Origin of the sequence: Alteromonas abrolhosensis (assembly GCF_001953635.1) — a bacterium.
Classification (GTDB): domain Bacteria; phylum Pseudomonadota; class Gammaproteobacteria; order Enterobacterales; family Alteromonadaceae; genus Alteromonas; species Alteromonas abrolhosensis.
On sequence record NZ_MEJH01000003.1, the window covers coordinates 1,149,513 to 1,175,097 of the forward strand.

24 protein-coding genes are annotated in these 25,585 nt (G+C 44.4%); 11 read left to right on the forward strand and 13 right to left on the reverse strand.

Annotated features, from left to right (window positions below):
- Window positions 1-19: 19 nt before the first annotated feature.
- Together BGK61_RS07085 and BGK61_RS07090 are read left to right on the forward strand one after the other, a co-directional pair.
- Window positions 20-400 carry a VOC family protein gene (locus BGK61_RS07085; protein ID WP_014998672.1) on the forward strand — a complete coding sequence of 127 codons (381 nt, stop codon included), beginning with the start codon at window positions 20-22 and terminating at the stop codon, window positions 398-400.
- Window positions 401-439: 39 nt separating this feature from the next.
- Complete coding sequence (locus tag BGK61_RS07090) at window positions 440-781, forward strand: hypothetical protein (protein WP_014998671.1); 342 nt, start codon at window positions 440-442, stop codon at window positions 779-781.
- Window positions 782-869: 88 nt separating this feature from the next.
- Here the strand turns inward: BGK61_RS07090 and BGK61_RS07095 are convergent, their stop codons facing one another.
- From BGK61_RS07095 to BGK61_RS07115, 5 genes are all read right to left on the reverse strand, one after another.
- Window positions 870-1,088, reverse strand: a complete 219-nt coding sequence (locus BGK61_RS07095; protein WP_076012201.1) for a hypervirulence associated TUDOR domain-containing protein — start codon at window positions 1,086-1,088, stop codon at window positions 870-872.
- A gap of 118 nt (window positions 1,089-1,206) precedes the next feature.
- Window positions 1,207-2,091, reverse strand: coding sequence for an EamA family transporter (locus BGK61_RS07100; protein WP_083648701.1), 885 nt, complete (start codon window positions 2,089-2,091; stop codon window positions 1,207-1,209).
- Between the two features lie 319 nt (window positions 2,092-2,410).
- Window positions 2,411-5,251: a TonB-dependent receptor plug domain-containing protein gene (locus BGK61_RS07105; protein WP_076012202.1), complete on the reverse strand. Its 2,841-nt coding sequence runs from the start codon at window positions 5,249-5,251 to the stop codon at window positions 2,411-2,413.
- A 659-nt stretch (window positions 5,252-5,910) separates the two neighbouring features.
- The gene (locus BGK61_RS07110) at window positions 5,911-6,951 is read right to left on the reverse strand and encodes a methionine synthase (RefSeq protein WP_014998667.1); all 1,041 of its coding nucleotides are present in this window, start codon (window positions 6,949-6,951) and stop codon (window positions 5,911-5,913) included.
- A 125-nt stretch (window positions 6,952-7,076) separates the two neighbouring features.
- A complete protein-coding gene (locus BGK61_RS07115) occupies window positions 7,077-8,051 on the reverse strand; it encodes a DUF1852 domain-containing protein (protein ID WP_014998666.1) in 975 nt (324 codons plus the stop codon).
- 411 nt (window positions 8,052-8,462) lie between these two features.
- On the opposite strand from BGK61_RS07115, the gene BGK61_RS07120 reads away from it, so the two are divergent.
- Window positions 8,463-9,005, forward strand: a complete 543-nt coding sequence (locus tag BGK61_RS07120; protein WP_076012203.1) for a hypothetical protein — start codon at window positions 8,463-8,465, stop codon at window positions 9,003-9,005.
- 91 nt (window positions 9,006-9,096) lie between these two features.
- Here the strand turns inward: BGK61_RS07120 and BGK61_RS07125 are convergent, their stop codons facing one another.
- Window positions 9,097-9,360, reverse strand: coding sequence for a DUF7218 family protein (locus BGK61_RS07125; RefSeq protein ID WP_014998664.1), 264 nt, complete (start codon window positions 9,358-9,360; stop codon window positions 9,097-9,099).
- Window positions 9,361-9,730: 370 nt separating this feature from the next.
- Between BGK61_RS07125 and BGK61_RS07130 the strand changes: the two genes are divergently transcribed.
- Window positions 9,731-10,912: a pyridoxal phosphate-dependent aminotransferase gene (locus BGK61_RS07130; protein WP_076012204.1), complete on the forward strand. Its 1,182-nt coding sequence runs from the start codon at window positions 9,731-9,733 to the stop codon at window positions 10,910-10,912.
- Window positions 10,913-10,986: 74 nt separating this feature from the next.
- Here the strand turns inward: BGK61_RS07130 and BGK61_RS07135 are convergent, their stop codons facing one another.
- The 4 genes from BGK61_RS07135 to trhP form a co-directional block, all read right to left on the reverse strand.
- Window positions 10,987-12,162 (reverse strand): saccharopine dehydrogenase family protein, encoded by a 1,176-nt coding sequence (locus tag BGK61_RS07135; protein ID WP_076012205.1) that lies wholly within the window; start codon window positions 12,160-12,162, stop codon window positions 10,987-10,989.
- A 138-nt stretch (window positions 12,163-12,300) separates the two neighbouring features.
- Window positions 12,301-13,530, reverse strand: coding sequence for an aminotransferase class I/II-fold pyridoxal phosphate-dependent enzyme (locus tag BGK61_RS07140; RefSeq protein WP_076012217.1), 1,230 nt, complete (start codon window positions 13,528-13,530; stop codon window positions 12,301-12,303).
- A 118-nt stretch (window positions 13,531-13,648) separates the two neighbouring features.
- The gene (locus tag BGK61_RS07145; protein ID WP_076012206.1) at window positions 13,649-13,894 is read right to left on the reverse strand and encodes a YfhL family 4Fe-4S dicluster ferredoxin; all 246 of its coding nucleotides are present in this window, start codon (window positions 13,892-13,894) and stop codon (window positions 13,649-13,651) included.
- 3 nt (window positions 13,895-13,897) lie between these two features.
- Window positions 13,898-15,319, reverse strand: coding sequence for a prephenate-dependent tRNA uridine(34) hydroxylase TrhP (gene trhP, locus BGK61_RS07150; RefSeq protein ID WP_076012218.1), 1,422 nt, complete (start codon window positions 15,317-15,319; stop codon window positions 13,898-13,900).
- A gap of 409 nt (window positions 15,320-15,728) precedes the next feature.
- Between trhP and BGK61_RS07155 the strand changes: the two genes are divergently transcribed.
- Window positions 15,729-18,176 (forward strand): zinc-dependent metalloprotease, encoded by a 2,448-nt coding sequence (locus BGK61_RS07155; protein WP_076012207.1) that lies wholly within the window; start codon window positions 15,729-15,731, stop codon window positions 18,174-18,176.
- Between the two features lie 122 nt (window positions 18,177-18,298).
- Here BGK61_RS07155 and BGK61_RS07160 read toward each other — a convergent pair whose 3' ends face one another.
- The 3 genes from BGK61_RS07160 to BGK61_RS07170 all read right to left on the reverse strand — a co-directional run bounded on the left by BGK61_RS07160 (window position 18,299) and on the right by BGK61_RS07170 (window position 21,660).
- On the reverse strand, window positions 18,299-19,231 hold the full coding sequence (locus BGK61_RS07160; RefSeq protein WP_076012208.1) for a hypothetical protein: 933 nt from the start codon (window positions 19,229-19,231) through the stop codon (window positions 18,299-18,301).
- Between the two features lie 449 nt (window positions 19,232-19,680).
- A complete protein-coding gene (locus BGK61_RS07165; protein ID WP_076012209.1) occupies window positions 19,681-20,799 on the reverse strand; it encodes a M14 family metallopeptidase in 1,119 nt (372 codons plus the stop codon).
- A gap of 90 nt (window positions 20,800-20,889) precedes the next feature.
- Complete coding sequence (locus BGK61_RS07170; RefSeq protein ID WP_076012210.1) at window positions 20,890-21,660, reverse strand: HesA/MoeB/ThiF family protein; 771 nt, start codon at window positions 21,658-21,660, stop codon at window positions 20,890-20,892.
- Window positions 21,661-21,784: 124 nt separating this feature from the next.
- Between BGK61_RS07170 and moaB the strand changes: the two genes are divergently transcribed.
- From moaB to modB, 6 genes are all read left to right on the forward strand, one after another.
- Window positions 21,785-22,291 (forward strand): molybdenum cofactor biosynthesis protein B, encoded by a 507-nt coding sequence (moaB, locus tag BGK61_RS07175; RefSeq protein ID WP_108721587.1) that lies wholly within the window; start codon window positions 21,785-21,787, stop codon window positions 22,289-22,291.
- Complete coding sequence (gene moaC, locus BGK61_RS07180) at window positions 22,288-22,767, forward strand: cyclic pyranopterin monophosphate synthase MoaC (protein ID WP_076012211.1); 480 nt, start codon at window positions 22,288-22,290, stop codon at window positions 22,765-22,767. Before moaB ends, moaC begins: the two co-directional genes overlap by 4 nt.
- A gap of 177 nt (window positions 22,768-22,944) precedes the next feature.
- On the forward strand, window positions 22,945-23,193 hold the full coding sequence (locus tag BGK61_RS07185; protein ID WP_076012212.1) for a MoaD/ThiS family protein: 249 nt from the start codon (window positions 22,945-22,947) through the stop codon (window positions 23,191-23,193).
- Window positions 23,194-23,195: 2 nt separating this feature from the next.
- Window positions 23,196-23,669 (forward strand): molybdenum cofactor biosynthesis protein MoaE, encoded by a 474-nt coding sequence (locus BGK61_RS07190; RefSeq protein WP_076012213.1) that lies wholly within the window; start codon window positions 23,196-23,198, stop codon window positions 23,667-23,669.
- Window positions 23,651-24,886 (forward strand): molybdate ABC transporter substrate-binding protein, encoded by a 1,236-nt coding sequence (gene modA, locus BGK61_RS07195; RefSeq protein ID WP_076012214.1) that lies wholly within the window; start codon window positions 23,651-23,653, stop codon window positions 24,884-24,886. Before BGK61_RS07190 ends, modA begins: the two co-directional genes overlap by 19 nt.
- Before the next feature lie 2 nt (window positions 24,887-24,888).
- Window positions 24,889-25,584: a molybdate ABC transporter permease subunit gene (gene modB / locus BGK61_RS07200; protein ID WP_076012215.1), complete on the forward strand. Its 696-nt coding sequence runs from the start codon at window positions 24,889-24,891 to the stop codon at window positions 25,582-25,584.
- The last annotated feature ends 1 nt before the right edge of the window (window position 25,585 follow it).

Sequence of the window (25,585 nt, forward strand, 5' to 3'; positions counted from 1 at the left end):
ACAAAAGGAGCAGGCCTTCATGGAACTGAACCAAGTTACATTACCCGTGACCAATATGGTCGAAGCGGTGGAGTTTTACCTTACACTTGGGTTTACTCAAATTGTAGATACACCGCATTATGCCAGATTTACGTGTCCTAAAGGCTCATCTACTTTTTCGCTCTCTTTAGAGGACGAAAGTGCTCAAAATCACAGTGTGATTTATTTCGAACACGAGGCGCTAGACGAGCTGTATACCTCACTTGTAGAAAAAGGTATTCATTTTGAGCAGCCGCCAACGCAGCAGCGCTACCTTTGGAAAGAGGCCATTTTAAGAGATCCATCTGGCAACAAAATAAAGCTGTACTGGGCAGGAGAGAATAGAGTGAACCCGCCTTGGAAAGTGGAAATAAAGCGGTAACCGTTTAGATAAACTTCGAAAGAGAAACAGAGATATACAGTGACAGAACCCCAAATAAGCGTGCACTTTCGCTTAACAAAATTAGATGCCATGCAGGCTTATACGCTAAAGCGAGAAATTGAAGGTGCTTACTTTATTAAACGTGAAGAACTTGTTGATGAAAAAGGCTCAGATGCGTTCATCGGCATGGTTCCTTTAAAAGAAAGCCTGTTCGACGAACTCAACGATTACGTTATTCGCCAGCAAATTCAATATGATGACTGCGATATTCATGTGGAATCAAAAACTGCTAACGGTGATATTGCCGTGCCGAGGGTGGTAAACAAATTGCTAAAATACATCGACTGCAAGCTGACTTACGCCTTTGCGAAGCAGCCTTAATTCAAATGCGCGACTTTGCCACGTTAACAACATCGCTCTTGGTGGTCAAAGAAGGCCGCATTCTTTTCAAAAAAGTGCGAAAGGTAGGTTAAGACGATTTCGTAATTTCGCTATGAGATTTTAACACTTTTGTGCCGTCGCTCTGTTCAATGAGATAGGCAGGGTCACTATCGCTTGCCTCGCGCTTTACCGTAGAACCTTTAATTGTGCGCTCAACATCGCTAGTAAATTTTTCTCTGATATTGCCCGTGGCACTGCCGCTACCCCACTTCCATTCCACTTCTGTGTTTACTGCGTAATGTTTCATCGTTTCTCCCAGTGCCGTTAATTTAACAATCTACATCGTTGTTTAACGAATTGGATAAGGTCTGAGTTCACAAAAAAGGAGGATTAGAGTGGTAAAAATGGAAAGTAAACTTGAAACCCTAAGATAGGGTTTCAATTTGTTTTTGTTGCACTACTTGTTTCTGAGTAGCAGAGCTTCCTGCGGTAGCAATGACAACCATAGCCACGGCAAACCACTGAGAAAGCGTAAGGGTTTCATCAATAATGATGAATGCTGCTATAGCCGCGACGGCAGGTTCAACACTCATCATAATGCTGAAAGTTTGCTTAGGCATGTTGCGCATAGCACTCATTTCTAAGGTATATGGGATAGCTGACGAAAATATCCCTACTGCAAAGCCGATGAATATGGCGTGTGTCGATAGTAAAGCACTACCTTGGCTAACCACGCCTATGGGCACCACACACATAGCGGCTACCAACATGCCTAAAGTAACGGTAATACCACCTGAGCCTTCGCTACCTGTTTTATTTCCAAATACGATGTAGCCGGCCCAAAAAGCACCAGCAGTAAGCGCAAAAATAACGCCGACCGGATCTAAACTTTCAGCAGACGCACCGCCAATATCGGGAAGCAACAAACAAACGCCGGCAACGGCTAAAATAGCCCAAGCAAAGTCTCGCTTCTTTCTGGCACTAAAAAACGCCACAGCCAACGGCCCGGTGAACTCAAGCGCAACACCTATGCCAAGGGGAATGCGCTCAATCGCAAGATAGAAGATGATATTCATTGCGCCTAAGCAAGCGCCGTAGAAAATAACATTACGCCATCCTTTCGCACTTAAACGTGCTCTCCAAGGCCTAAAAATAATAGTTAATACTACTGCGGCGAAAAACGCTCGAAGAGCACTGGTGCCTTCAGGGCCAACTACAGGAAAGAGCTGCTTCGCAAATGATGCACCAGACTGTATGGTTACCATCGCCAGAAGCACGGCGACTATGGCAAGTAAAAAACGTTGATTCACAATATATTGCAACCTGGATGAGACAAAACCGGATTATATTTGTTCTAAAATTGAAATGCTCGTTGATAAGGGAAAGTATCTCGTTTTTTCGCGACAAGGTGAAATGTTGGCCAATTGCCATCGATGCATTGAGCGATGTTTGGCGCTACTTCATAGAAGGAGGTGCCGAGTATGAAAGCACGTTTTCAATACACTTCGAGCACTATGAGAATGGCAACCATACAAACGCTTATATAGCGATAAAATGACGAAATGTTAACTTCATAATAAAAAACGACGCTAATGAGCGCCGTTTTTGTCTTTGTTGATAAAACCTAAATTACATCTTGTACGCTACGGTAATATACCCGAAGCGGCCAATGTTGTCGTACGCACCGTCTGTTGAACCAGTGCCCGTTGTACCTGTCGGTAAGGCTCGGTTAAACAGGTTATCGATACCTACAGTTAGGCTTATGCCATTCGCAAAATTGTAACCTGCGGTTACGTCAGTCACTGCGTATGAAGGCAGTTCCATACGGTTGCTTGGGTTAGGGTTACGCGCTAACGCTTGGTTATCGTATATGCTCGAACGTTCTAGGTAACGAGTTTTCCAGCTCGCTTCCCAATCACCACGACTATAGTTAATGGTGAATACACCTTGCCAATCAGATTCACCTGCAGTGCCAGCGTACTGATAAAACACCTCAGGGTTGTCTTGGAATGGGAATTCTTTGCGATCTTTAAGGTATGTCGCAATTAAGCTTGTACGGAAGGCACCTTCTAACGCGTCAAAATCATAGCCCAATTCAAAGTCGACACCTTTAGCTTCTTGACCTGCAATATTTAATGCGTAGCTTCTAATCTGAGTAATTTCACCGGTAGTTCCATCGCGGTCAACAAGGCCACAGTATACATTGTTAATACCCGATTCAGAGTCAACACAACGGTCCAAAATTGTTTGCCCGTCAATGGAAGAAATTGCGTCTGTTAGTTCAATTTCCCAATAATCAACTGTAGCCGTAAAGCCCTTGAACCAGCTTGGTGTGTAAACCATACCCAATGTTTTAGATATAGACTTTTCCGCTTGCAAATCGATATTGCCACCGTTTACGCCCTCTAGCGTTGCTGAGTCGTAATCAGAGTTGAAATCAGCAGGAATACCTAACGCAGCGCAATTTGCAATGCGCTGGTCCGCATTGGCTAAATCTGCAAGGTTATCAGTGCGGCACGGATCGCTTACGCGGAAAAATGTTTGGCTAGCTTCACCGTAAAGCTCACCAATGTTTGGCGCGCGCAGTGCTGATGACTTTGTGGCACGAAGACGTAAATCTTCATACACCTTCCAGTCTAAGCCAAGCTTCCAGCTTTTCGCGTTACCAATAGAAGAGTAGTTGGCAATACGCGCAGCGGTATCAAAGGTTAGCATCTCTACCCCAGGTAGATCTGCAAGTAGCGGAAGAGTAACTTCAGTGAATACTTCAGAAACATCATACTCGCCTTTATCTTCACCTAGTGTGTTAAAGAAGGTGCCTGCTGCATTATCAGGTTCTTCTATCTCGCTTTTTTCTTTACGGTATTCCACGCCCGCTGCAAAGCCAACGTATCCTGCTGGTAATTCATAAATACCAGAATTAGCGATGGTTGCGCCCGCGTTGTACTGTTCAATTTTGCTTGTGCCAACTGAGGTGGTGTTTACGTAATCAATCGCTTCTTGCGAAGGCTGACCAAAACCCATGATATTAAGTGGTACACAGCCATCATCACTTCCTGACGCGCAAACAATGTTCCCATCACTGTCGGTTACTGCATTTAGTGCATTCTCGAATTTTTGCAGAACAAGGTTGTTACGGTTCTCACGTTCAAGCTCTGTTTTACCGTAGTTTACAAATGCTTCGTAGCTCCATTCATCGCCCAGGTAGCCTTCAACGCCCAGCACGTAGCGGTATGTTTCACGTTCATCTGCTTCGGTGCGTCTACCTAAGTCAGTCATCATGCGGTTAAGCTGAATACTGTCTAGATTATTTTCATCCATGTAAGTCGCAACGCTCTCGTCTAAAAACGCGTTGTTGCGGTAAATAGTCGTCTCTGCATCACCATAGAAGAAAGCAGGCTGACCAACCGTAATTGCTCGGGTACGCGCATATTTAGCCTGTGCATACACGGTCGTATCGTCATTAAGTTCGTAGTTACCCTTTGCATTTAGGTTAGTGCGATCGAATTCAGGCTGAAGTTGCGTAAACTGACGAAGGTTAAAAGAATCACAGTTTGCGCAGAAAGCTCCATCTACTTGATTGCCCGTGTAAATGTCTCGGATTGAACCATTTGCATTAAAGGTTTTAGTACTGCCGCCGAATACGCCCGCATTATTCAGCGTATAGTAATCCGCATTGGCAGTGTAAAAGTTATCAGGAAAAGCCGTAGAATTTAATTGTTCTTCGCTTCGCTCATAACCCATGATGCTTTCAAAGCTCATATTACGATAAGATGTGGCAGTCCAAGGGTTATCTAGGGCTTCAAGCGCTTCTTGAGAACTGTATTCGGCTGCAAAAGCGATATTGCCGCGGTCATTGTCAAAGTTATAGCCGTAAGATGCTTGGTACTTATTATTCTTATAACCATTTTCTTGCGCAAAGCCTTGCGTTGCGCTCATGTCAAAACCTTCAATTTTCTTTTTAAGAATGAAGTTAACAACACCGGTTACTGCGTCAGCACCGTAAACAGCAGAAGCACCGCCGGTAACGATCTCAACGCGCTCAATCCATGAAGTAGGGATCGTATTTGTATCAACCGCAGCAGAGCCAGCGGAGGAAGAAACGTGACGCTTGCCATCTACCAATACAAGTGTACGGTCTGTGCCCATACCGCGAAGGTCAAGAATATTTAGCCCAGCGGTACCAATATATTGGCCTGAATTGCTTAATGAAAAAGTGTTTGCAAGCGAAGGCAACTCATTAAGAACTTCACCAATATTCATCGCGCCTGACTTAAGCAGCGATTCGCCAGAAATGGCAGTTACGGGTGATGGGGCAATAGCGCCTTGGCGTGAAATACGAGAGCCGGTAACTTGAATTTTCTCAACATCAACGCCTTCATTTGTTGAGTCTTGTGCAAGAACGTTGCTTGAGGTCAACGCGACGCTTCCCGCTAATGCTAACTGAACTGCAGTTGCAATTTTTTTCATGGATTGTTCCTAGTAATTAGATTTACGTGCTTGTTGTTGGATAACGCCCCGTAAATAGGCAAGGGCTGGCCAAATTACATGCGTGGTTTTTACTTATGTGGTGGTGGGCGCGCATTCTAATTATCTAGTGTTAAATAAATCAATTTTTTGGGATGAATTAAAAATCCACCTTGAATTTATTAACGTTTAATTAAATAAAGTGTAAATAGTAGATTTTGTTTATATTAATGCTTTTTAGTATTAATAATAATCTTGAATTGCCTTTTATTTCACCATTTGGTCAAATTGTGATGTAAGGTGTTTTTTTTTAAAACAGAACTTTTGGGTAATTGTGATTGTTGTTAATACATTGTTTTAATTGTATTTTGTGTTATTTTTGTGCTAAGTGGCTAAGTTTAATGCGTTAAGTTAAGAGTTCTGTATTTTTAACTTGTATTAACGGTGTTTCGTCGCTGGTTTTAATTCAAAAAGGGAGTTGTTACTTTAATTTTAATGGTTTGTTTGCACGTTAATCTTTACAGCTTTAGTTTGGGTTTAAATATAAGGGGTTGAGGGGGAAATTGCATATAAGGGAATGCGTTAATTTTATGTTTTTTTGATTTATAAAAAAGCCTACATTTAAGTAGGCCATTAGTGATCGAATTAGAAAGGGCGTTCTATTAAGCGCTGAGTTTACGCAGTAATTCCTGTCTTACTATTTCAGCACCTGCGCTGAGCGCTTCAAGCTTGCCACGAGCAACCTGTCGAGAAAGGGGGGCCATACCACAGTTTGTACAAGGGTAGAGTTTGTCGGCATCCACGTACTTTAATGCTTCACGTAATGTAGCTGCTACTTCTTCTGGTGTCTCTATTGTGTCAGTTGCAACATCAATAGCGCCCACCATCACTTTTTTGCCTTTAAGAAGCGAGATTAGCTCAATGGGTACATGAGAGTTATGGCACTCCAGCGAGACCATATCGATATTAGATTTTGCTAGCTTAGGAAAGCTTTCTTCATATTGTCGCCACTCAGAGCCCAATGTCTTCTTCCATTCGGTGTTGGCTTTGATGCCATATCCGTAGCAAATGTGCACTGCAGTTTCGCATTTAAGCCCTTCAATGGCTCTTTCTAATGCGGCAATACCCCATTCATTGACTTCATCGAAAAATACGTTAAACGAAGGTTCATCAAACTGGATAATGTCAACACCAGCAGCCTCAAGCTCCTTCGCCTCTTGGTTTAGTATTTTGGCAAACTCCCATGCAAGTTTTTCGCGACTTTTATAATGGTCGTCGTACAGCGTATCAACCATTGTCATAGGGCCAGGTAACGCCCATTTTATGGGCTGATCGGTTTGGCTCCTTAAGAACTTTGCGTCTTCAACGAACACTGATTTTGGCCGTGTAACCGCTTGGGTTACGACAGGTACGCTAGCGTCGTAGCGATTGCGAATACGTACGGTTTTACGGTTTTCAAAATCAACACCGTCAAGGTGCTCAATAAAGGTAGTTACAAAATGCTGACGGGTTTGCTCACCGTCACACACAATATCGATGCCTGATACGGTCTGTTCCTGAAGGGTAACGCGAAGCGCGTCTTTTTTGCCTTCCTCTAATGCTTCACCTTCTAGCTTCCACGGCGACCACAGGGTTTCAGGCTGTGCAAGCCACGATGGTTTTGGAAGACTGCCTGCAATAGAGGTGGGGAGTAATTTTGTCATGTGATTCGCTTTCTTCTAATCAATAATTCGTATGGATGCGTGATGGGCAGAACGTGCTGCCCTTATCATAGTTTCGCTGTCGCAACGTGTGCGGTTTGAATATCGCAATTATCTAAATGAACTTATCAAGCGTAGCTTGCTGTGAATTGCGCTAACTTGTGTTGATAAGGCTTTATAAAGTTTTCTTCTACGAACTTGCCCTGTTCAACGGCTAGATGAGTCCGCTCTTCACGGTCATAAACAATGCGAGTCACTGAGTGATCGCTATTTTTCAAGTTTGGTTTGAAGCTTAAACCTGCCTGAGCGTTAGCGTTATAAATCTCAGGGCGATAAATTTTTTGGAAGGTCTCCATCGTAGCAATAGTGCTGATAAGCTCTAAATTGGTGTAGTCATTTAGCAAGTCACCAAAGAAATAAAACGCAAAAGGAGCTGCACTATTTGGTGGCATGAAATAGCGCACATTTAAGCCCATCTTTTTAAAATACTGTTCAGTTAATGACGATTCATTAGGCTGATATTCCACACCTAATACAGGATGCTGGTTTTCTGTTCTGCGGTAGGTTTTATTATCAGAAACGCTTAAACAAATGACCGGCAGTTTTGAAAAATGTGCTTTATAGGCTTCTGAATTAACGAAACACTTAAACAGTTTTCCGTGCAGATCACCAAAATCGGTAGGGACGCTGAACGACGACTGGCCACGATTGTGATTAGATAGACGAACGCTAAAGTCATAATCGCGGACATAAGACGAGAAGTTGTTTCCCACTATACCTTGGGTACGTTTACCCGTTTTTTTGTCAATTATATTGGTTTGTAAGATTTCGATAGTTGGGAATGTGTTGCCGTTACCCTCTACATCGATATCTACCGAAACGATTTCAAGTTCAACTGCATAGCGATTGCCATTTTCATTATCCCAGCTCGCCAATGCATTAAAGCGGTTATTGATCATGCTCAGTGCATCGCGCAAATTTTCTTTGCGGCGTTCTCCGCGGGCTAAATTAGCGAAATTAGTGGTGATGCGTGTGTTGTCTGAAGGGCGATAATCTTCATTAAACTGAACGCTGTTTATGGTAAAAGAGAAATCTGTGTTCACGTTGTTGTTCATGAGAATGCGCTTCTATTCCTAAAATTAAACCGAGTATTGAGAATGCTGTAAAAGCTATGAGTACGTTATACGCGTGTTTAAATATGAATAAAAATGACTTAATTTCATTTTTATATGAATTTATTTCATTTTAAGGCGAGGTACTGCCGAGAGTGAGCCATGATTCGGTTCCCGCCGCCCTTGGTGTTTTCGCAGCCCTGCATCGTTACCCCTCTATGGCTTTCCTTACCCATCAAAGCTGTATAAGCCGCAACAGGTTCACAAATGCTTACATTTCTAAAATTAGTTGCCTTGACTTACCTAAGTCACAAATTAATACTCGAAATAGAAACTTAATACGGGAGGTTAAAACCTCCAGTACCTTTATTTTTATCTAATAGGAAAGCAAGGAGGCATCCTGTGAATCTTATAAAACGCGTCAATTTCGCTTCTCCCTCACGGTTTTCATTAATATTGGTGGCTGGTGTATTTATTGGCGGCATGGCTAGCGCCACGTCACAAACTAGCGACAAAGAAGAGTTTGTTGACCCCAAGGATGTAGAAGTCATTGAGGTAAAAGGAAAAGTCAATAAGAATAGTGGTTTTTTCCTACGCAAAATCCAGCGAACGGAATTGGATTTTTTTAGACGCTTTAACGATCTAGCGGACAACAAAAAATTCAAAGTAAAATGCAGAAAGGAATCATTTATAAATAGCCGAATCAAGAAGACTGTCTGCTATCCTCAGTATGCGCTTGACCGAATGTATAAGGAAACTCAACAGGCGCTTAGACAGCAAATGCCTAAGCCAACCATGAAAGATATCGAGGACTTAACGGTTGATGAAAGAAATGAGTCTTTTGCCTATATGGAAAAGGTCATTAAGAAAGACCCTGAACTGACCGAGTTAATGATTAAAATGCGCAAAGCGCAGCTTGAATATGAACAGTGGAAGGCGCAGTAGCGGGGCATTGATAATACGTAAGCGCTCAAATTTAATGCTGGCCGTTGTTGCATACCGTTAACGGTACGTCGTAACGGCCAAAGTGATATTTCTAGTGATTACGAAGAGCATCAATTAATTCGTCTTTGCTCATTTTAGAGCGACCTTCAATACCCACTTCCTTGGCCTTTTGATACAGTTCCTCTTTAGTGCGATCCTCGTACTTTTGGCCTTTTCCACCATCTTTAGAAGGCGTTTGTTTGCTATTTGCTTGCGCATTGGCAATGCGCGCCGACTTCTCTTTGCTATAGCCTTCGTCGCGAAGGGCTTCGTAAGTATCGTCGTTTTTAATTTGGTTACCGTGGTCCTTAGCCATATTTAACTCCTGTTTTGCACACTGGGTAATCGATGAATGTTTCGTCGTAATTTTTACTTTGTATTTATATAGATGGATTACACAGTCGTTTAAAAGGCAGGCTTCAAGTGCGAAGAACCAATAGCAAGAGAGTGCTACGCCTTTAACATCAGAAAAAATGTCATTCATCGCAAACGCCAAAAACCACAAAATAACGCTGCACCGCAATGTAACGGCTTAACGCGTTAAAACTTCGTATGTTGTCAATTTTAGTGCGCCATATGCACGTAAAAAGTGCATTAATGTCAATGGGTTAGGGTCTTTATGCTATTGCGCGTTCAAAATTAAGCCTTTAGTCTAAAGTGAAAGTAGACGGAAGGCAGAGCGAAATATGAATAAAAATGAGCAACAGAGCACCGTGAATTCTTCACGGCGTAATTGGTTAAAGTCAGTGGGATTAGGTGCAGGAGCAGTAGCGCTAAGTACCAGCGTTGACAGTATTATGGGCGACCTTCGTGCCGCAGGTATGCAAACTGAACACTTTCCATCCGCTACCCCTAATGTAAACGATGGTCTTATTCGCCTATCGTCGAATGAAAATGCTTTTGGGCCCTCGCAAAAAGCCGCAAAGGCAATGCAAAGCGAGCTGTTAAACCTAGCGCGTTATACCGACGCTACGGTGGAAGTGTTAGCGCAAAAAATTGCTAAGCAAGAAGGCGTATCTGCTGATCAAATCGTTATCACAAACGGCTCTTCACCTATTCTGTTTGGCTATGCTGACTGGATCACCAAAAACGGCAACAAGCTGGTTACGTCTATGGCAACCTACGAAGGCGTACCACGGGGCGCTGAGTTCATGGGGGCAGATGTGACCTACGTGCCGCTAGCCAATGATATGACCTTTGATCTGGATGCCATTGAAGCAGCGGTAACCGAAGATACTACCGCCGTGTATGTATGCAATCCAAATAACCCGACAGGTAGCATGGTAGATGCAGAGAAGCTTACCGCTTTTGCTAAACGCGTATCGAAGAAAGCGCAAGTCTTCATTGACGAAGCCTACATTGAAATGTCTGATGCTTACCCCGCTAATGTGCAATCAAAGTTAGTAGCTGAAGGGTACAATGTGGTGATTTGCCGCACTTTCTCTAAGATTCACGCCATGGCGGGCCAGCGTCTAGGTTACGCCATCATGCCTGCTGAGCAAGCTAAAACAATGGGCGGTATGCTGCGCATGGGTGGTGTGAACTACTTAGCATTAGTAGCGGGTATGGCGAGTATGGATGACCATGAGAACTTAGACACGATGCGCTCACGCATTAAAACTGAGCGCGAAAAGTTAGTGAAAGTAGCCAAAGAGTTAAAGCAGCGGTTTGCGCCAAATCCACAAGGGAATTTTATTTACATAGATACGGGCATGCCGCACGATAAATTTTCAGAAAAGATGAAAGCTCAAGGTATAAAGGTTGTAGGGCGCACATGGCCTGGGTACGACTCCTGGTCACGTATTAGTGTAGGTACACCTGAAGAAACTGACGCGTGCGTTAAAGCATTAAAAGCGGTACTCGCTTAAAAAACAACAATAACACCTAGCGCAGAGAGAAAAGGCTGAGCGCAATTTGGGTTCAGCCTTCGTTTTTTGAATGGCTACTTCTCGATAGTAAACGTTAAGCCTGCTTTATCTTCTAAACGGCTGATAAGCTTGTTACCGAGTGCTGCCGCAGGTGTGAAGAAACCACCAGATAAACTAACGTCTTTGCATAAGCAAAGGGCAGATTCTGAAATCATTTTACTGGTAGAGCCGTAGCCTGGATCCTTGTCGCCTTTTACCGATACGGCAAGCATGTCTCCATTTTTAGCTGTGCCCACAAACATCACATCGTAAAAGCCATTTTCGCGCTCTTCTTTGCTCGGGCCTTCACCTGGTTTAGGGCCATCATCACTTGCAAGCGACTTATCTTTGGCAACGTGATTCGCCATGGCTTCACCTTTCTCGCCTGGGCCGGTCATCAACATTTCGTCATACTGAAAGTTCTTGCCGTAGTTGTATCCGCCCAGATAGTTCGTTCGATGAACGTTTTTAGTATTGATGGCCGCCATAATAAATGGTGCCACCCATGAACCTAGCTGCTCATCGAAGTAAGGTTTGTTGCCATCGGGCTGTGGCTGATTTGACGCACCATCGGTTAATGAGTGCGGGTTTATAAGCGCAGCCATGACAGACTTATCTTTGTGCGCAGCCGCCATGGTCGCTTTTAAACTGGCAGCCGTACCGCCAGAGAACGTGCCCTGCATTTTACGAACGCGACCTTTTACATATTCAATGACATCGCCAGTTTGCTTCTTGGCATGTTCTTGAAGGTAGTGCACACCAAGGTCAAAAGGAACAGAGTCAAAGCCACACGAGAACACAATGTTAGCGCCGGTTTCTTTGGCTTTCGCTTCATATTTGTTGATCATTTGGTGCATCCACGCTGGCTCACCACATAAATCCGTATAGCCAGTGCCGTTATCGACGCACGCAGAAAGTAATTTTTCGCCGTAAATTTGGTATGGACCAACAGTGGTAAGTACTACCGCCGTGCGCTTTGTCATGGCATCGAGTGCTTCGGCATCGTCACCATCGGCTACAATGCTAGCTACACTATCACTAATGCCTAACTCCTGTTTTACATCGTTAAGCTTTGCTTCGTTACGACCAGCAACTGCCCATTTTACACTGCTGTCGCTGCCATACTGCGCCTGAAAATATTCAGCTACTAATTTGCCCGTAAAACCTGTAGCACCGAAAATAACTACATCAAATTCCCGTTCGTTACTCATTGTTTTGTCCTGTTTTATTTCGTTTCGACACGTGTCATCAATATGCGTTACTCAATATACGCACAAGCACCCATATCTATCATTTTTTTCGGTAATATTTGTCTATTCACGAAATTAAATGGTGAGCATAAAAAACCGTTAGCTTAATGATTCTACAAACTCAGCCAGCCGTGAAAGCCCTTCCTCCAAGCGCTCAATGCTAGTGGCGAAAGACAGTCTTACGTAATGGTTGGCATTGTGCTCACCAAAATCATTACCCGGCGTAAGCGCTACATGATGTTGTGAAAGTAGGGCATCACAAAATTCAATTGCACTTAGCCCTGTGTGCTTAATATTGATGTAGGCGTAAAACGCACCGTCAGGCTTTGCATCTAAACCAAGCCCCATATTTTCAAGTGCACTAAAAACAAGGGAAGCACGCTTTTCCAGCGTATGGCGGTTTCGCTCGCATTGCGCCAATGCTTCTGGTGTAAAGCACGCAAGAGCAGCCTTTTGCGAGAGGGTAGAGGGGCAAATAAACAAATTCTGCGCGAGCTTTTCAACGATGGGCGTCATCGCTTCAGGTATCACACACCAGCCAAGACGCCAGCCGGTCATACCAAAATATTTGGAAAAACTGTTTATTACGACCACTGTTTCTTCAAGCTGTGCATTGGCAAGTACGGTTTGAAGTGTGGTATCAGTGCCCAAGGTCGATTGGGAAGCGAATGTATCATTGCGTATATCAAGATCAGCCGAAAGCGATAGATCCAAGTAAATTTCGTCAACAATTAAAAAGCCACCTTTGGATTTGCAGTACTCGCCAATTTTAGTCAACTCTTCTGCATCTATAACCGTACCAGTAGGATTGGCAGGTGTGGCAATAAGTACACCTTTCGTGTTGTGCTTCCAATTATCGGCAACACTTGTTGCGGTTAGCTGAAAGTTATCCTCACTGCGTGTTGGCACCAGCGTTACCTTTGCGCCAAATGCGTTTAAAAAACGTCGATTACAGGGGTAAGACGGGTCGCCCAATATCACGTTGTCGCCTGGTTCAACCAAGGCAGCACTCGCCAAAAGTAAAGCGCCAGAAGCCCCAGCGGTCACTACCACTCTAGAAGCGCTTACCGCTACGCCATGTTTAACTTTATAAAAGCGTGCAATGGCTTCACGTAGTTCAGGCATGCCCAGCGCTGAGGTATAGGGAAAATCTGGGGCACTCAAGCTTTCTTTCATTGCCGCGAGTACTGCCGCGGGTGCGCCGAAATCAGGCTCGCCTAAATTAAGTCTTATAACATCTTTACCTTGCTGTTCTAGTGTCGTGGCTTTTTCGCCATAGGCCATAGCAAGAAACGGAGAGATCGCCGTAGCGCGAGAGGCAAACTTCAAAATAAAACCCTTATTAGTAAGTGCCAATTCAAACTGTACCGCAATTAGTGATCACTCTTGGTCATGATTCAAGGGAATTCTTCGAGAAGTACAATTAACTCGCTGACTTACTTCATAGCTAACTATTTAAACGAACAAACTTTTCGGCCAGCTCGTCTAGTGATTCTTTATTGTGCGGGTCGGGCTTAACCACATCGATAGGGCATACCGCTATGCAAGTAGGTGCATCGTAATGCCCCACGCATTCTGTACAGCGTAACGGGTCTATTTCATACACTTTATTACCCATGCTTATAGCGGCATTAGGGCATTCGGGTTCGCACATGTCGCAGTTAATGCAGCTATTAAGAATAAGCAGTGCCATGCATTATGCCTCGCTCGCGTTTTCGAGTGTTACTGCACTAGGTGCTTTTCGAAACGGGTTGCGGGTATCAACGCCTTCATCTAGGTTTCGCAGCAGTAGGGCAAAATTTAGAGACACATCGCCAGGTATCGGTATTCTTACTTGGTGTCCTGAACCCTTAGCATCCGTAATAGAATGGTTTCTCTTATCCAGCATCTCATTTAGAGTAAAGGTAATGTTGCCGCTTGGCGTCATCAACTCAAGCGAGTCACCTACACAGAATTTATTTTTAACGTTTATAATTGCATAGCCAGACTCTTCACAACGATCAATCACTTCACCAACAAATTGCTGTTTATCGCTGACTGAGTGGCCATACTCATAGTTCTGATACGCGTGGTGCGCATGGCGACGCAAGAAACCTTCGGTATAACCTCGATGGGCTAAGCTTTCCAAACTTCCCATTAACGAATTATCGAATGGCTTTCCTGCAACCGCGTCGTCAATTGCTTTTCTATAGACTTGAGCGGTTCGGGCACAGTAGTAATGTGATTTAGTGCGGCCTTCTATTTTTAAACTATGCACGCCCATTTGGGTTAACCTGCCAACATGTTGCACGGCACGCAAATCTTTAGAATTCATAATATAGGTGCCATGTTCGTCTTCAAAAGCTGGCATCAGTTCTCCAGGCTTTTCTTTTTCTTCTAACATAAACACTTGGGAGCTTGGCGTGCCTTCACCAAGGGTAGGAATTACCACTTGAGGTGCTGTAACTGCCTTATTAATCTCATTGGTTAGAACGATGTCGCCAGTTTCGTTTTCCTCGCCTGCCTTAACATCGTAAGACCATCGACAAGCATTGGTACAAGTGCCCTGATTAGGATCGCGTTTATTCATATATCCAGACAATAAGCAGCGCCCCGAATACTCCATACAAAGCGCGCCATGCACAAACACTTCCAATTCCATGTCTGGAACATGCTCGCGAATAGTTTCAATTTCTTCCAAAGAGAGCTCTCGCGACAAAATAACGCGCTCTATGCCTTGCTTCTGCCAAAACTTCACCGTGGCATAGTTCACTGCATTAGCCTGTACACTTAGGTGAATAGGCATTTCAGGGAAGGCGTCGCGTACCATCATAATAAGCCCTGGGTCTGACATAATTAACGCATCGGGCTTCATAGCAATTACTGGTGAAATATCTTTTAAGTAGGTACCTAGCTTACTGTTGTGGGGAGCAATGTTGCTTACTACGTAGAACTTTTTACCTAGAGCGTGTGCTTCTTTTATGCCCATAGCTAAGTTCTCAAGGCTGAATTCGTTGTTTCTTACGCGAAGTGAGTAGCGTGGCTGCCCAGCATAAACAGCATCGGCGCCATAGGCAAAAGCGTAGCGCATGTTGCGTAAGCTACCGGCAGGTGCAAGTAGCTCTGGCGCGATTAACATTTGGTTTGGCAATGTTGAATCTGGGTCTTCACGTAGGTTAGAAGAACTGCGATTAGGTGATAATTTTGAAGTCATAGATAAAAACCGCTACTAGACGCTTTAAACAAGGCGGCGGATTTTATAAGCCGTTAAATACCTCTACAAGCCAAACAACGATTGGTGTTGACCAAGATCAAACAATTTGTTGTCGCTTATGTTTTTGAACTTATAAACGGCAATTAAGCAGAGTCAATGCTAGCTGGTTTATTCTATATAGTTGCGTTTTTAGTGCATTACCTTCGGTAGGAAAAACCAAGCCTGTTCACAGCTAAATAACAAGCAAAAAGAGCGCATTTAAACGATGAACTGCCATGGGCAAAAGCCACCACATAGGGTAGGCTAGAAATTCACAATAATAAGGACTAACTGCATGCTGCAATTGAACATTTTTCATAAAGCGGCGCGACAAGTAAAAGCATCGGGAAAATCGGCCATTGCGATTACGGTATTATTTGTCGTGTCTACGTCTTCCGCATTGGCAGCGCTGCCAAGCATTGGTGAATTCACCAGCGATATGACCAAAAAAGATGGTTTAATTCCTGTTTACTATGACGATGAAAGTGACAAAGTTTACTTGGCGGTGCCAACAGACCACGCCGAATACCTGTTTCAAAGCAGCTTGCCTTACGGCGTAGGGTCTAACGATATAGGCCTTGATCGCGGCCAGCTAGGCGATACGCGCTTGGTAAGCTTTGAAAAATTTGGAAACAAGGTTTTATTAAAGCAGCACAACACCAAATACCGAGCAGTCCATGGTGGCGATGCTGAAAAACAAAGCATTGATGAAGCCTTCGCTGATTCGGTTATCGCAGGTTTTACGCTGGTAGCCAAAAGCGATAGCGCTAGTCTTATTGATTACACTCCGTTCTTGTTAAGCGATATCCATGGCATTGGCAATCGCTTAGCAGCTACTAACCAAGGAAGCTTTGGCGTAGATAAAATGCGAAGCGGCGTGTATTTACCTAAAACCAAAGGCTTTGAAAAGAACACTGAATTAGAGGCTTTAGTCACCTTTGCAGGTAAGAAGCCAGGCGAATATGTACAGCAAGTTACGCCCGATCCAGAAAGCTTGTCGGTGCACTTGCATCATTCGTTTGTGGCATTGCCTGACGACAATTACACGCCAAGAGAGTACCACCCTTACTCAGGCTATTGGAAATTCAGTTACTTTGATTATTCAACGCCTATCAGCGAGCCAACCGAACAGCGTTTTATTACCCGCCATCGTTTAAACAAGAAAACCCCGCACGCTGCAATGAGCGAAGCAGAGGAGCCTATTGTTTATTACCTAGACCCAGGTATTCCAGAGCCCGTAATGACCGCGCTTAAAGAAGGGGCGAGCTGGTGGAATCAAGCCTATGAAGCCGCAGGCTACAAAGACGCGTTTCAGGTGAAAGTATTGCCCGAAGGTGCCGACCCAATGGACGTGCGCTATAACGTAATCAACTGGGTACATCGCGCAACGCGCGGTTGGTCGTATGGTTCGTCGGTTGTCGACCCGCGCACTGGTGAAATTATCAAAGGTCACGTTACGCTCGGCTCATTGCGTGTAAGACAAGATTATTTAATTGCCCTTGGCCTAACCAGCCCATTTAAGGACGGCAGCACCGACACCACTGCACAGCAAGAAATGGCTTTAGACCGCATTAGGCAGCTTTCAGCCCACGAAGTAGGGCACACATTGGGTATAGCCCACAACTTTGCGGCAAGTGAAAATAACCGTGCGTCGGTAATGGATTATCCTCACCCCAAAATTAGTATTAGAAACGACAAAATTAGCTTGGAAGGCGCGTATGATAAAGGCATAGGCGCATGGGATATTCACGCCGTAGCGTATGGCTATCAAGACTTTGCCAGCGGCGTAGAAGAAGCCGAAGCCTTGGCAAAGATTATCGTAAAAGGCCGTAATGAGGGTTTAAGTTTTAAGTCAGACCCAGATACGCGCAGTAGTCGTCATGCATCAGCAAACGGCCATATGTGGGAAAACGGTAGCAATCCGCTAGATGCCTTCGATGAAATTTCACAAGTACGCGAACTGGCGTTAGCCAATTTAGGTTTAGACACCTTAAGCCCAAATAGCAGTTTATCCTCTCTTGAAAATGCTTTAGTACCTATTTACTTGCTTCACCGCTATCAGCTAGAAGCTGTAGCAAAGCAAGTCGGCGGTTTAGTGTATGAATACGAACGCAAAGGTGACTACACCCAGGCACAAGGCCAACAGTTTGTAGCACCTGCGGTGCAGCAGCGCGCAATGCAACAGTTAATTACTGCCACTACCGCTGATTACCTGACTATACCTGAATCGGTACTCGCCCTTATTCCACCTACAGCCTATGGCGACGATATTACTCGCGAGCACTTTAAGGGCAAAATGGGGTTAATGTTAGACCCTGTTTCTGCCGCCGCTTCAGCATCTAACTTTGCGTTTGAATTACTATTGCACCCAGAGCGCTTAAACCGCTTAGAGTGGCAAACAAGAAGCACTAATGACAGACGTAAAAAAGTAGGCGTTTCTATGCTGGTGAAGCAAATACTTAACGTTCACTGGTATAAAAATAAGTCACAAAGCCCATTAGCAAAACGCTTACAGTTAGTGGCGTTGAACGCTGTTATGCAGGCGGTTACTAATGAAAAGCTAGCGCCTGAAGTAAGAATGGAGGCCGAACTTGCCCTGCTTGAATTCAGCGAATGGTTAGACGATGAAGCCGACGATAATCAGTATGAAATACTGAAAGAACAATTTGATAGCTATTGGACTACTAAGACATGGCCAAGTAGCTTTGAAGTAGAGCCGCTACCGCCAGGTTCGCCTATTTAAAATGTGCTAGCTACCGCTGTTGATGACAAGGTAGCTCAGATAAGCTAGTGCCGCAAAGAAACGCAGCGGCACGGCTTAAATTTTTATACACAGCGTCAATATTGCTTCCTGCGGCCGAGAGCCTAAAGCTCATGGTGCGCAGGCTGTATAATAGGCTCAATTTTTTCGACTAACTCGGGTAACAGATAAGGCTTAATTTCGTAGTACTCTTCCTTGTCCACATTTTTATTATCAATCCAAAACGAACGGAGCGACGGTGAATTCACAAGCGCCCTAGCATCGTTAAAATACATAGCAAATAGCTTGTCAAATTCGCCACTTTCATACGCTGCCTTCAGGCCCTGTTCTAAACGTGTCGCTAACTCAGGTTGTGTATCTGACACATAGAAGTACATGGGGAGTAAAGTCAGCATAGCGATGTCAGGGGAATAGATGATCTCAGGGTGCGCAGTTTTAAGGTGCTGCTCCTCACCTAGAATTTCAAAAGAACCGCGCATGAGAAGGTCAAATCGCTCTGACTCCAACATGATGAACAGCCCAACATAGCGGCTGCTGTAAACCACTCGGAATTGATATTCTTCAAGTATGGTTGCCGTAGACCAACCTCGGCCTTGCCCGAAAGAGAATTGATAAAAATCCTGCAGCGAATTAACTTTTTCCAGCGCAGGTAAGTGTTTTGGTAACGTAAAGAAGAATCGATAACTGCCTAAACCTTTTGCCAAAGGAAAAGGCACTCGAATGGATGCATCGTCCCATTTCGCTTTGGCGTGGGAAAAGGTAACACTTACGAGCTCACCTTTTTCTAATTCTCTCAACTGCCGTTCAGGCTGAATTTCTGTGTCGTGATATTGTATGCGATACTCGCCAAATTCAGCTTTCGTATTCTCTAGCGCCAGTGCCAATAATCTGTGTAGGTATTCGACATGAGTAGTCTGACGGCTAATGTAGGGAACCTTAACCACCGTAACATCTGGTGTTGCTTGGGGCTGAGGCGAAGCATTTAGAACCGTACTAAAAAATGCTCCGATCAGTAACGCGCTTAAGTTTAACTTCATGACTACCGACTTGTTTTTTCTACTCAATAACAGCATAGCTTAAATTGATGTTAAAAAAAGGTAAACGAGCAAGGGTTTAGGTTAGTTAATTTAGAACTTTACCTGCTGTAAAGGTCAATAAATAAAAAATACATTTCATAGCCACGCGCTTTCCTCTACGAAAACAGAACGTCACAGCAGGACAGGGGACGTTAAAGTTTGCATTTAGCGCTAGGCTAATCCGATGTACCTAAAGTGTTTCTAATTTTGTCGCAACGCAATTCATAATTCTTATAACTGCTAGATTCGGGAACGGCGAAATTAAGACTGTGATTACAGTGCTTCAATGCATTTTCAAGTTGTCCGGTTGATTGTTACAACTGCGCTAATCCATCATGGGTTCTATCAGAATTAGGGTATTGGCTTGCGCGCTGACTCATTTTCTGTTCAACCGACGGGCGGGCAGTGTTTTACAACTCCCGATAGTTAGTAAACACCTTATACAACTGCGTGCCACTCAACACTGAAGCTGAAGGGAAGTGTAAAATAGGGATAAGATCGCAGGGCGCTTCTAGCGTTCTGCTGCCGTTGTCCGTATCTAGGTCGTCAATATTTAAAATTTGGGCTAGCGGCTCACCTTTCTTAACTGTTTGGCCTGGTTTCGCCATGTACTCCACCATGCCGCCCCAGTTAGTAAACAGGGTTTTATAGTCTTTTAAATACACGCCTAAACGCTGCATCTCTTTCGGTTTAATATCGCACTCGTGCAATACACCTTTGGCGTTTAGGTAGCTAAGAATACTGGTGGCGTCTATATTGCCTTCATTAAAGTCGATAACTTCTTGGCTACCCATTTCAAGGGTAAAGGCTTCAACGTTAAAGCTGATCTCACGCTCTAAATTAGTTTTTATACTTTCTTGCAGTGTCCACCACGGGCAAAATGTTGCTTCGTCTAATGCGCCTGCAAATACGTTCGGAATAAAAATACAGTGTGGAATGTTAAATAGTTTGGCGCTGTCTTTGGCGTATTCGGGAATATAAACGTGGCGGGTAGATACTGGGCCGTTGTGTAGATCTAGTACGAAGTCGGCGTTCACCGCCATTTGCTGTAGCTTTAGATTTAGCTGCTGCGCAAGCCCTAAACCCCAGGGTTCAGCCAACTTGTTGTCGATAGCATTAGACAGGTGTGCACGAAAACGTTGTTTTATGCCTTCAATCGACTCTTCGCGGGTGACGGTTTTGGCGAAATGCTCAACTGCACCTTTGTCAAAGAAATAGCCACGGTTCCAGTTTGTGCCGTTCACAGGGTCGAAACGTCCTAATGTGTATTCACCGGCTTTAATGTTTGTACCAATGGGATTACAGTTGGGCACTAAGATAATCTCGCCGCAAATATCCATGTTCTTCAGGCGCTGAATGAGATGGTAAATAACCACGTTACCTTGCACTTCAGCACCGTGAATTGAGCTCTGGATGTACACGGTGGGGCCAGGGCGCGCGCCCTTCATACGATAAATGGGTACATTCATGTTACGGCCAGACGCATTTTGCGCCACTACCATGTGTTTTTTAACTACTCGGGTTGTCATTTAAATCAACCTATTTTCTGTCTGTTCTTTGTTTAATTCTGCTGTTTTAAACCGCAGATTTTGAAATTCATGAAGCGAATGCACGCAAACTTAGCAAGCACATAGCTCGCAATCCACGCCTGTAGGCAACTTCCAGTTTCGCCACTCGTGCGACAAAGCATCAAACGTCATCAACGTGTTTCTAGGAATGTTATCGAAATCCATCAATACTTGCATAGCTAACATAGCTTGGTAAGTGCCAACAATGTTTACCACAGGAGAGAAAATCCCTGCCTCGACGCAGCTTAAATCGGGCGATTCAAATAAGGTTCGTAGGCACGCATAGCAACGGCTTTTGCCAGGTATTGCCACGAACAGTTGGCCTTCAAAGCGAATGGCTGCGCCTGAAACCAGCGGTGTATTCAGTTTGAAACACAATTCATTGATTACATCTCGCGAGTCGACGTTGTCAGTGCAATCTAATACAACATCTGCACGTTCTATGGCCTGTTTTAATGTTGGCGATAGTGGAGCAGTGCCGGGCGCTGAAAACGGCTTTGCTATTACGGTAATGTTGCAGTCGCTATTTATCGCATTAAGCCGCGATTTAGCCGCTTCCACTTTGCTTGTGCCCACGTCTTGTTCGCTAAACAAGGTTTGCCTTGGCAGGTTGGTGGTCTCTACAATGTCATGGTCGATGAGTGTTAGCGAGCCAACGCCGCTGGCACACAGACTAGTTGCGGCCGCGGTGCCAAGCCCGCCAATGCCAATGATACAGATATTTGCGTTTAACAACGCTTCCTGACCGTTTAGGTCGACTTTGGGAAGTACAATATGGCGGTTATAGCGCATAGCCTGCTGATTAGTTAGGCTTTTAGACATAGTTTATGCCAACTTAGTTGTTGAATTCATGGCATGCACCCTTATAAAGTGATTACCAATTAGTATTTTGGCTGGTACTTTATCAAAAACCGCCAAAATGTCGCATATCAAATTAGGATTTCATATGTCAGTTGTCAGCCAACCCCTTAATATTGCCGTTTTAACTATTTCGGATACGCGCACCCTCGAAAACGACAAGTCAGGAGACTATCTAAAAGAGGCGCTTACCTCGGTTGGCCATAATCTTTACGACCGCGATTTGGTGAAAGACGATATTTATCAGCAGCGCGCTGTAGTGTCGAAATGGATTGCTGATAGAAACATTCACGCAGTATTAATTACTGGTGGTACAGGCTTTACCCACCGTGACTCAACGCCAGAAGCGATCAGTGTTTTGTTCGACAAAGAAGTTGATGGCTTTGGAGAGCTATTTCGCCAAATTAGCTATGAAGAAATCGGTACGTCAACTATTCAGTCTCGCGCAGTAGCTGGCTTCGCCAATAATACGGTTATTTTCTGCCTGCCAGGTTCAACAGGCGCGTGTCGTACGGCGTGGGAAAAAATTATATCTAGCCAGCTTGATGCCGACTTTAGACCGTGTAATTTCGTAAAGCATCTGGTGGAAGCATGAGTACCTTTAGCCATTTAAACGCTGGTGGCGAAGCCAACATGGTAGACGTTAGCGACAAAGACGTTACTAAGCGAGAAGCTACAGCAGAGGGGTTCTTGTACGTAAGCGAAGACGTAATTCGCCAAATCTCAGAAGCAAAAATTGCAAAGGGTGATGTATTTGCAGTTGCTCGTGTAGCGGGTATTCAAGGGGCGAAACGCTGTGCTGACCTTATTCCACTGTGTCACCCATTGGCACTGTCAAAGGTGGATATTAATTTTGACATTCAAGCTGACCAAAACCGTATCAAAGCCACTTGCTATTGCAAGTTAAGCGGCAAAACGGGCGTTGAAATGGAAGCGCTCACGGGCGTAAATGTGGCGCTGTTAACCTTATTTGATATGTGCAAAGCCATCGACCCTGGCATGCATATGGAAGGAATACGAGTATTGGAGAAAAAGGGCGGCAAGACAGGCCACTGGCAGTCTGACACATAGTGCAGACATAAAAGGGTAACAAGAACAGTAAAAAGAACAGTAAGTTCAAAACGCAACGCGCAAAAAGTATACGCGCGCTTAAAGGGCAACGTACTTTAGGTTTAACGACTTTGTAAGGCTAGGAGAGAACAATCTGCGCGTACAAAGAAACGTTAATAAAGCATTTTAAGGAAAAGCATGCAGGTTACGGTTAAAACATTCGCACAAACCCGAGAGATTACGGGAGAGGACAATATTGCGCTTTATTTAAGTGACAATAGCACCGTTGAAACCGCAATATCGCAGCTTAAAACTCGCAGTGATAAATGGGAGTTAGCGCTGGAGGGCAGTGTGCTAACTGCTTGTAATCAAGAACTGTGCGATACCCAAACAGTACTTAGCGACGGCGATGAGCTGGCACTTTTTCCACCTGTGACAGGGGGCTAGCTATGTTCGCGCTAGTTCAAGTTGAAGATTTCGACCAAGGCGAGCTGTACGCAAGGCTAAAACATTCGGCAGACGAGAAGGCTAGCGGAAATACCGGCGCTATCGTTACTTTTACCGGGCTAGTGCGAGATTTTAATAACGCTGGTGATATTGACGGTATTGAATTAGAGCATTACCCGGGTATGACTGAAAAAGCGTTAATGCTTCTTGTTGAACAAGCGAGCGAACGCTTTTCACTTAACAGTGCTGGCGCACTGCACAGAGTAGGGCGCATATACAACAACGAACAAATTGTGTGGGTAGGTGCTGCGGCTCCACACCGTCAAGCCGCATTTGACGCGGCCAGCTACTTAATGGACATGCTTAAACAGTCGGTACCGCTTTGGAAAAAAGAATTTAAGGGCGATAAATCTGAATGGGTTGAGGCGAAAGCATCTGACGATAAAGCGGCACTTAAGTGGATGCGCAAAAAGTAATGCTCTTTTCTTTAGCAACGCGACTTTCAAGCCTTATTTATTCGGTCACGCTACTTTTGGCATGTGTTACTGTTATTAGTATCTCTACTGCACAGGCGAGCCGTTTTGAGGCGGCAAATACGTCAGTAAATGAGAGCCGCAGTAGTAGTTCCACTAAGCAAAATCATTCGGTTACTTTCAAGCACGACGAAAAAATTAACGTTGCCGTTGCGGCGAACTTCGCAAAACCTTTAAAAAGCATTGCTGAGCAGTTTACCGATCTTACAGGCATAGAGGTTGCGGTAACGGTATCTTCTAGCGGTACTTTCTACGCGCAAATTCAACACGGTGCCAGCTTTGATGTGTTTTTGTCGGCTGATCGCGCTAGACCGCAAGCGCTGGCTGATAATAATCTGGTGCACAAAAATAATGTGGTGGATTACGCTAAAGGCAAGTTGGCGTTTGTCTATGCAGGCGATTTATCAAGTAAGAAATCTAGCAAGACATTCGGTGAAAAAAATTGCGAGCAATTTTCGGTGGCATTTTCAGAGCAAGTTTCTGGACAGTCCTCGGGGGCATTTAAGGAAGATGCGAACGCGCAACTAGGTACTCAGCTTGCCGGTTGTTTATCTAAGCAGCTTGTTCAGTTATTTAAAGAACCACAAAGCAAGATAGCCATTGCTAACCCCAAACTTGCGCCCTATGGCATTGCTGCACAGCAAACTTTGCATAACTTATCGCTTTGGCAAGAGTTTTTACCACACAGGGTAATGGGTAAAAACGTATTACAAACCCTGCAGTTTTATACTACCGGTAGCGTGAAAGGGGCGTTTGTTGCGTATTCGTTGGCGTTGGACTTGCCTTCAGAGTTAAACCCTAATTTGTCTTCTCGTTTTACAAGCGTTGTCAGTGCAAAAAGCACTGAAGCTACCACCGTTATCATTCCTGTCCCTGAAAACTTGTACCAACCTATTATTCAGTCACTGGTGGTTAATAGCAAAGCGGCCGCTTCACTGTCACCGAATCTGTTCGACCCCCTTACTACCGTAAATGCAACCACGCCAGTACAAGAGCCAGCCCCTGGGAAAGAAGAAACTACCAGATCGTTTAGTTTAAAAGACGCTAATGGCGTTTCATCGGCCAGTTTGTTTGTGCAATATCTAATGTCGAAAAGTGTGCAGCACAGCCTAATTGAATGGGGTTATGAGCCCGCCATTGTATTTGGTGTGGGTGAATAAACATGGTCACGGAATTCTTTGGAGCCTCGACACTTGAAGCTATATTACTAACGTTAAAGCTGGCATTTATAACCAGTAGCTTGCTGTTGTTAATCGCACTACCGCTAGCGTGGTTTTTAGCGAACTGGCAGAGCAAAGCTAAGCCTTTGGTTATGTCGATACTCGCGTTGCCTTTAGTGCTACCGCCTACTGTGCTGGGGTTTTATCTGCTTATTGCTTTTTCGCCGCAAAGTACGCTAGGTCAGGGGTGGCAAAGCCTAACGGGTAGCAATTTAGTATTTAGCTTTGAAGGTTTGGTATTGGGGTCAGTTATCTACTCTCTTCCATTTGCTCTACAGCCTTTATACAGCGGCTTTTCGCAACTGGATAACCGTTATTTAGATGTAGCAAAAACGCTGGGTTTTTCGGCCGCCGAAGCTTTTATGAAAATCGTGCTGCCTTTAAGCAAAGCGCCCATTGTGGTGGCATTAGGCTTAAGCTTTGCTCATACCATAGGCGAGTTTGGCGTAGTGCTAATGATAGGTGGCAATATTCCTGGGGAAACTCAAGTGCTGTCAATTGCACTATATGAGCAGGTAGAAGCGTTGGAATATAAAAGCGCACATAACCTATCGCTAGCACTACTGGTATTTTCATTTGTTATGCTCGCGGCACTCTATCGTTTTAATGGTGTCACCCGTAGTGATGAGGAGCGCTAAC

Excerpts from the sequence above, each read along its gene's own strand:
- BGK61_RS07085 (WP_014998672.1), top strand. The coding sequence starts at position 20 with ATGGAACTGAACCAAGTTACATTACCCGTGACCAATATGGTCGAAGCG.
- BGK61_RS07095 (WP_076012201.1), bottom strand. The coding sequence starts at position 1,088 with ATGAAACATTACGCAGTAAACACAGAAGTGGAATGGAAGTGGGGTAGC.
- BGK61_RS07105 (WP_076012202.1), bottom strand. The coding sequence starts at position 5,251 with ATGAAAAAAATTGCAACTGCAGTTCAGTTAGCATTAGCGGGAAGCGTC.
- BGK61_RS07110 (WP_014998667.1), bottom strand. The coding sequence starts at position 6,951 with ATGACAAAATTACTCCCCACCTCTATTGCAGGCAGTCTTCCAAAACCA.
- BGK61_RS07125 (WP_014998664.1), bottom strand. The coding sequence starts at position 9,360 with ATGGCTAAGGACCACGGTAACCAAATTAAAAACGACGATACTTACGAA.
- BGK61_RS07130 (WP_076012204.1), top strand. The coding sequence starts at position 9,731 with ATGAATAAAAATGAGCAACAGAGCACCGTGAATTCTTCACGGCGTAAT.
- BGK61_RS07135 (WP_076012205.1), bottom strand. The coding sequence starts at position 12,162 with ATGAGTAACGAACGGGAATTTGATGTAGTTATTTTCGGTGCTACAGGT.
- BGK61_RS07145 (WP_076012206.1), bottom strand. The coding sequence starts at position 13,894 with ATGGCACTGCTTATTCTTAATAGCTGCATTAACTGCGACATGTGCGAA.
- trhP (WP_076012218.1), bottom strand. The coding sequence starts at position 15,319 with ATGTTAATCGCGCCAGAGCTACTTGCACCTGCCGGTAGCTTACGCAAC.
- BGK61_RS07155 (WP_076012207.1), top strand. The coding sequence starts at position 15,729 with ATGCTGCAATTGAACATTTTTCATAAAGCGGCGCGACAAGTAAAAGCA.
- BGK61_RS07160 (WP_076012208.1), bottom strand. The coding sequence starts at position 19,231 with ATGAAGTTAAACTTAAGCGCGTTACTGATCGGAGCATTTTTTAGTACG.
- BGK61_RS07165 (WP_076012209.1), bottom strand. The coding sequence starts at position 20,799 with ATGACAACCCGAGTAGTTAAAAAACACATGGTAGTGGCGCAAAATGCG.
- BGK61_RS07170 (WP_076012210.1), bottom strand. The coding sequence starts at position 21,660 with ATGTCTAAAAGCCTAACTAATCAGCAGGCTATGCGCTATAACCGCCAT.
- moaB (WP_108721587.1), top strand. The coding sequence starts at position 21,785 with ATGTCAGTTGTCAGCCAACCCCTTAATATTGCCGTTTTAACTATTTCG.
- moaC (WP_076012211.1), top strand. The coding sequence starts at position 22,288 with ATGAGTACCTTTAGCCATTTAAACGCTGGTGGCGAAGCCAACATGGTA.
- BGK61_RS07185 (WP_076012212.1), top strand. The coding sequence starts at position 22,945 with ATGCAGGTTACGGTTAAAACATTCGCACAAACCCGAGAGATTACGGGA.
- BGK61_RS07190 (WP_076012213.1), top strand. The coding sequence starts at position 23,196 with ATGTTCGCGCTAGTTCAAGTTGAAGATTTCGACCAAGGCGAGCTGTAC.
- modB (WP_076012215.1), top strand. The coding sequence starts at position 24,889 with ATGGTCACGGAATTCTTTGGAGCCTCGACACTTGAAGCTATATTACTA.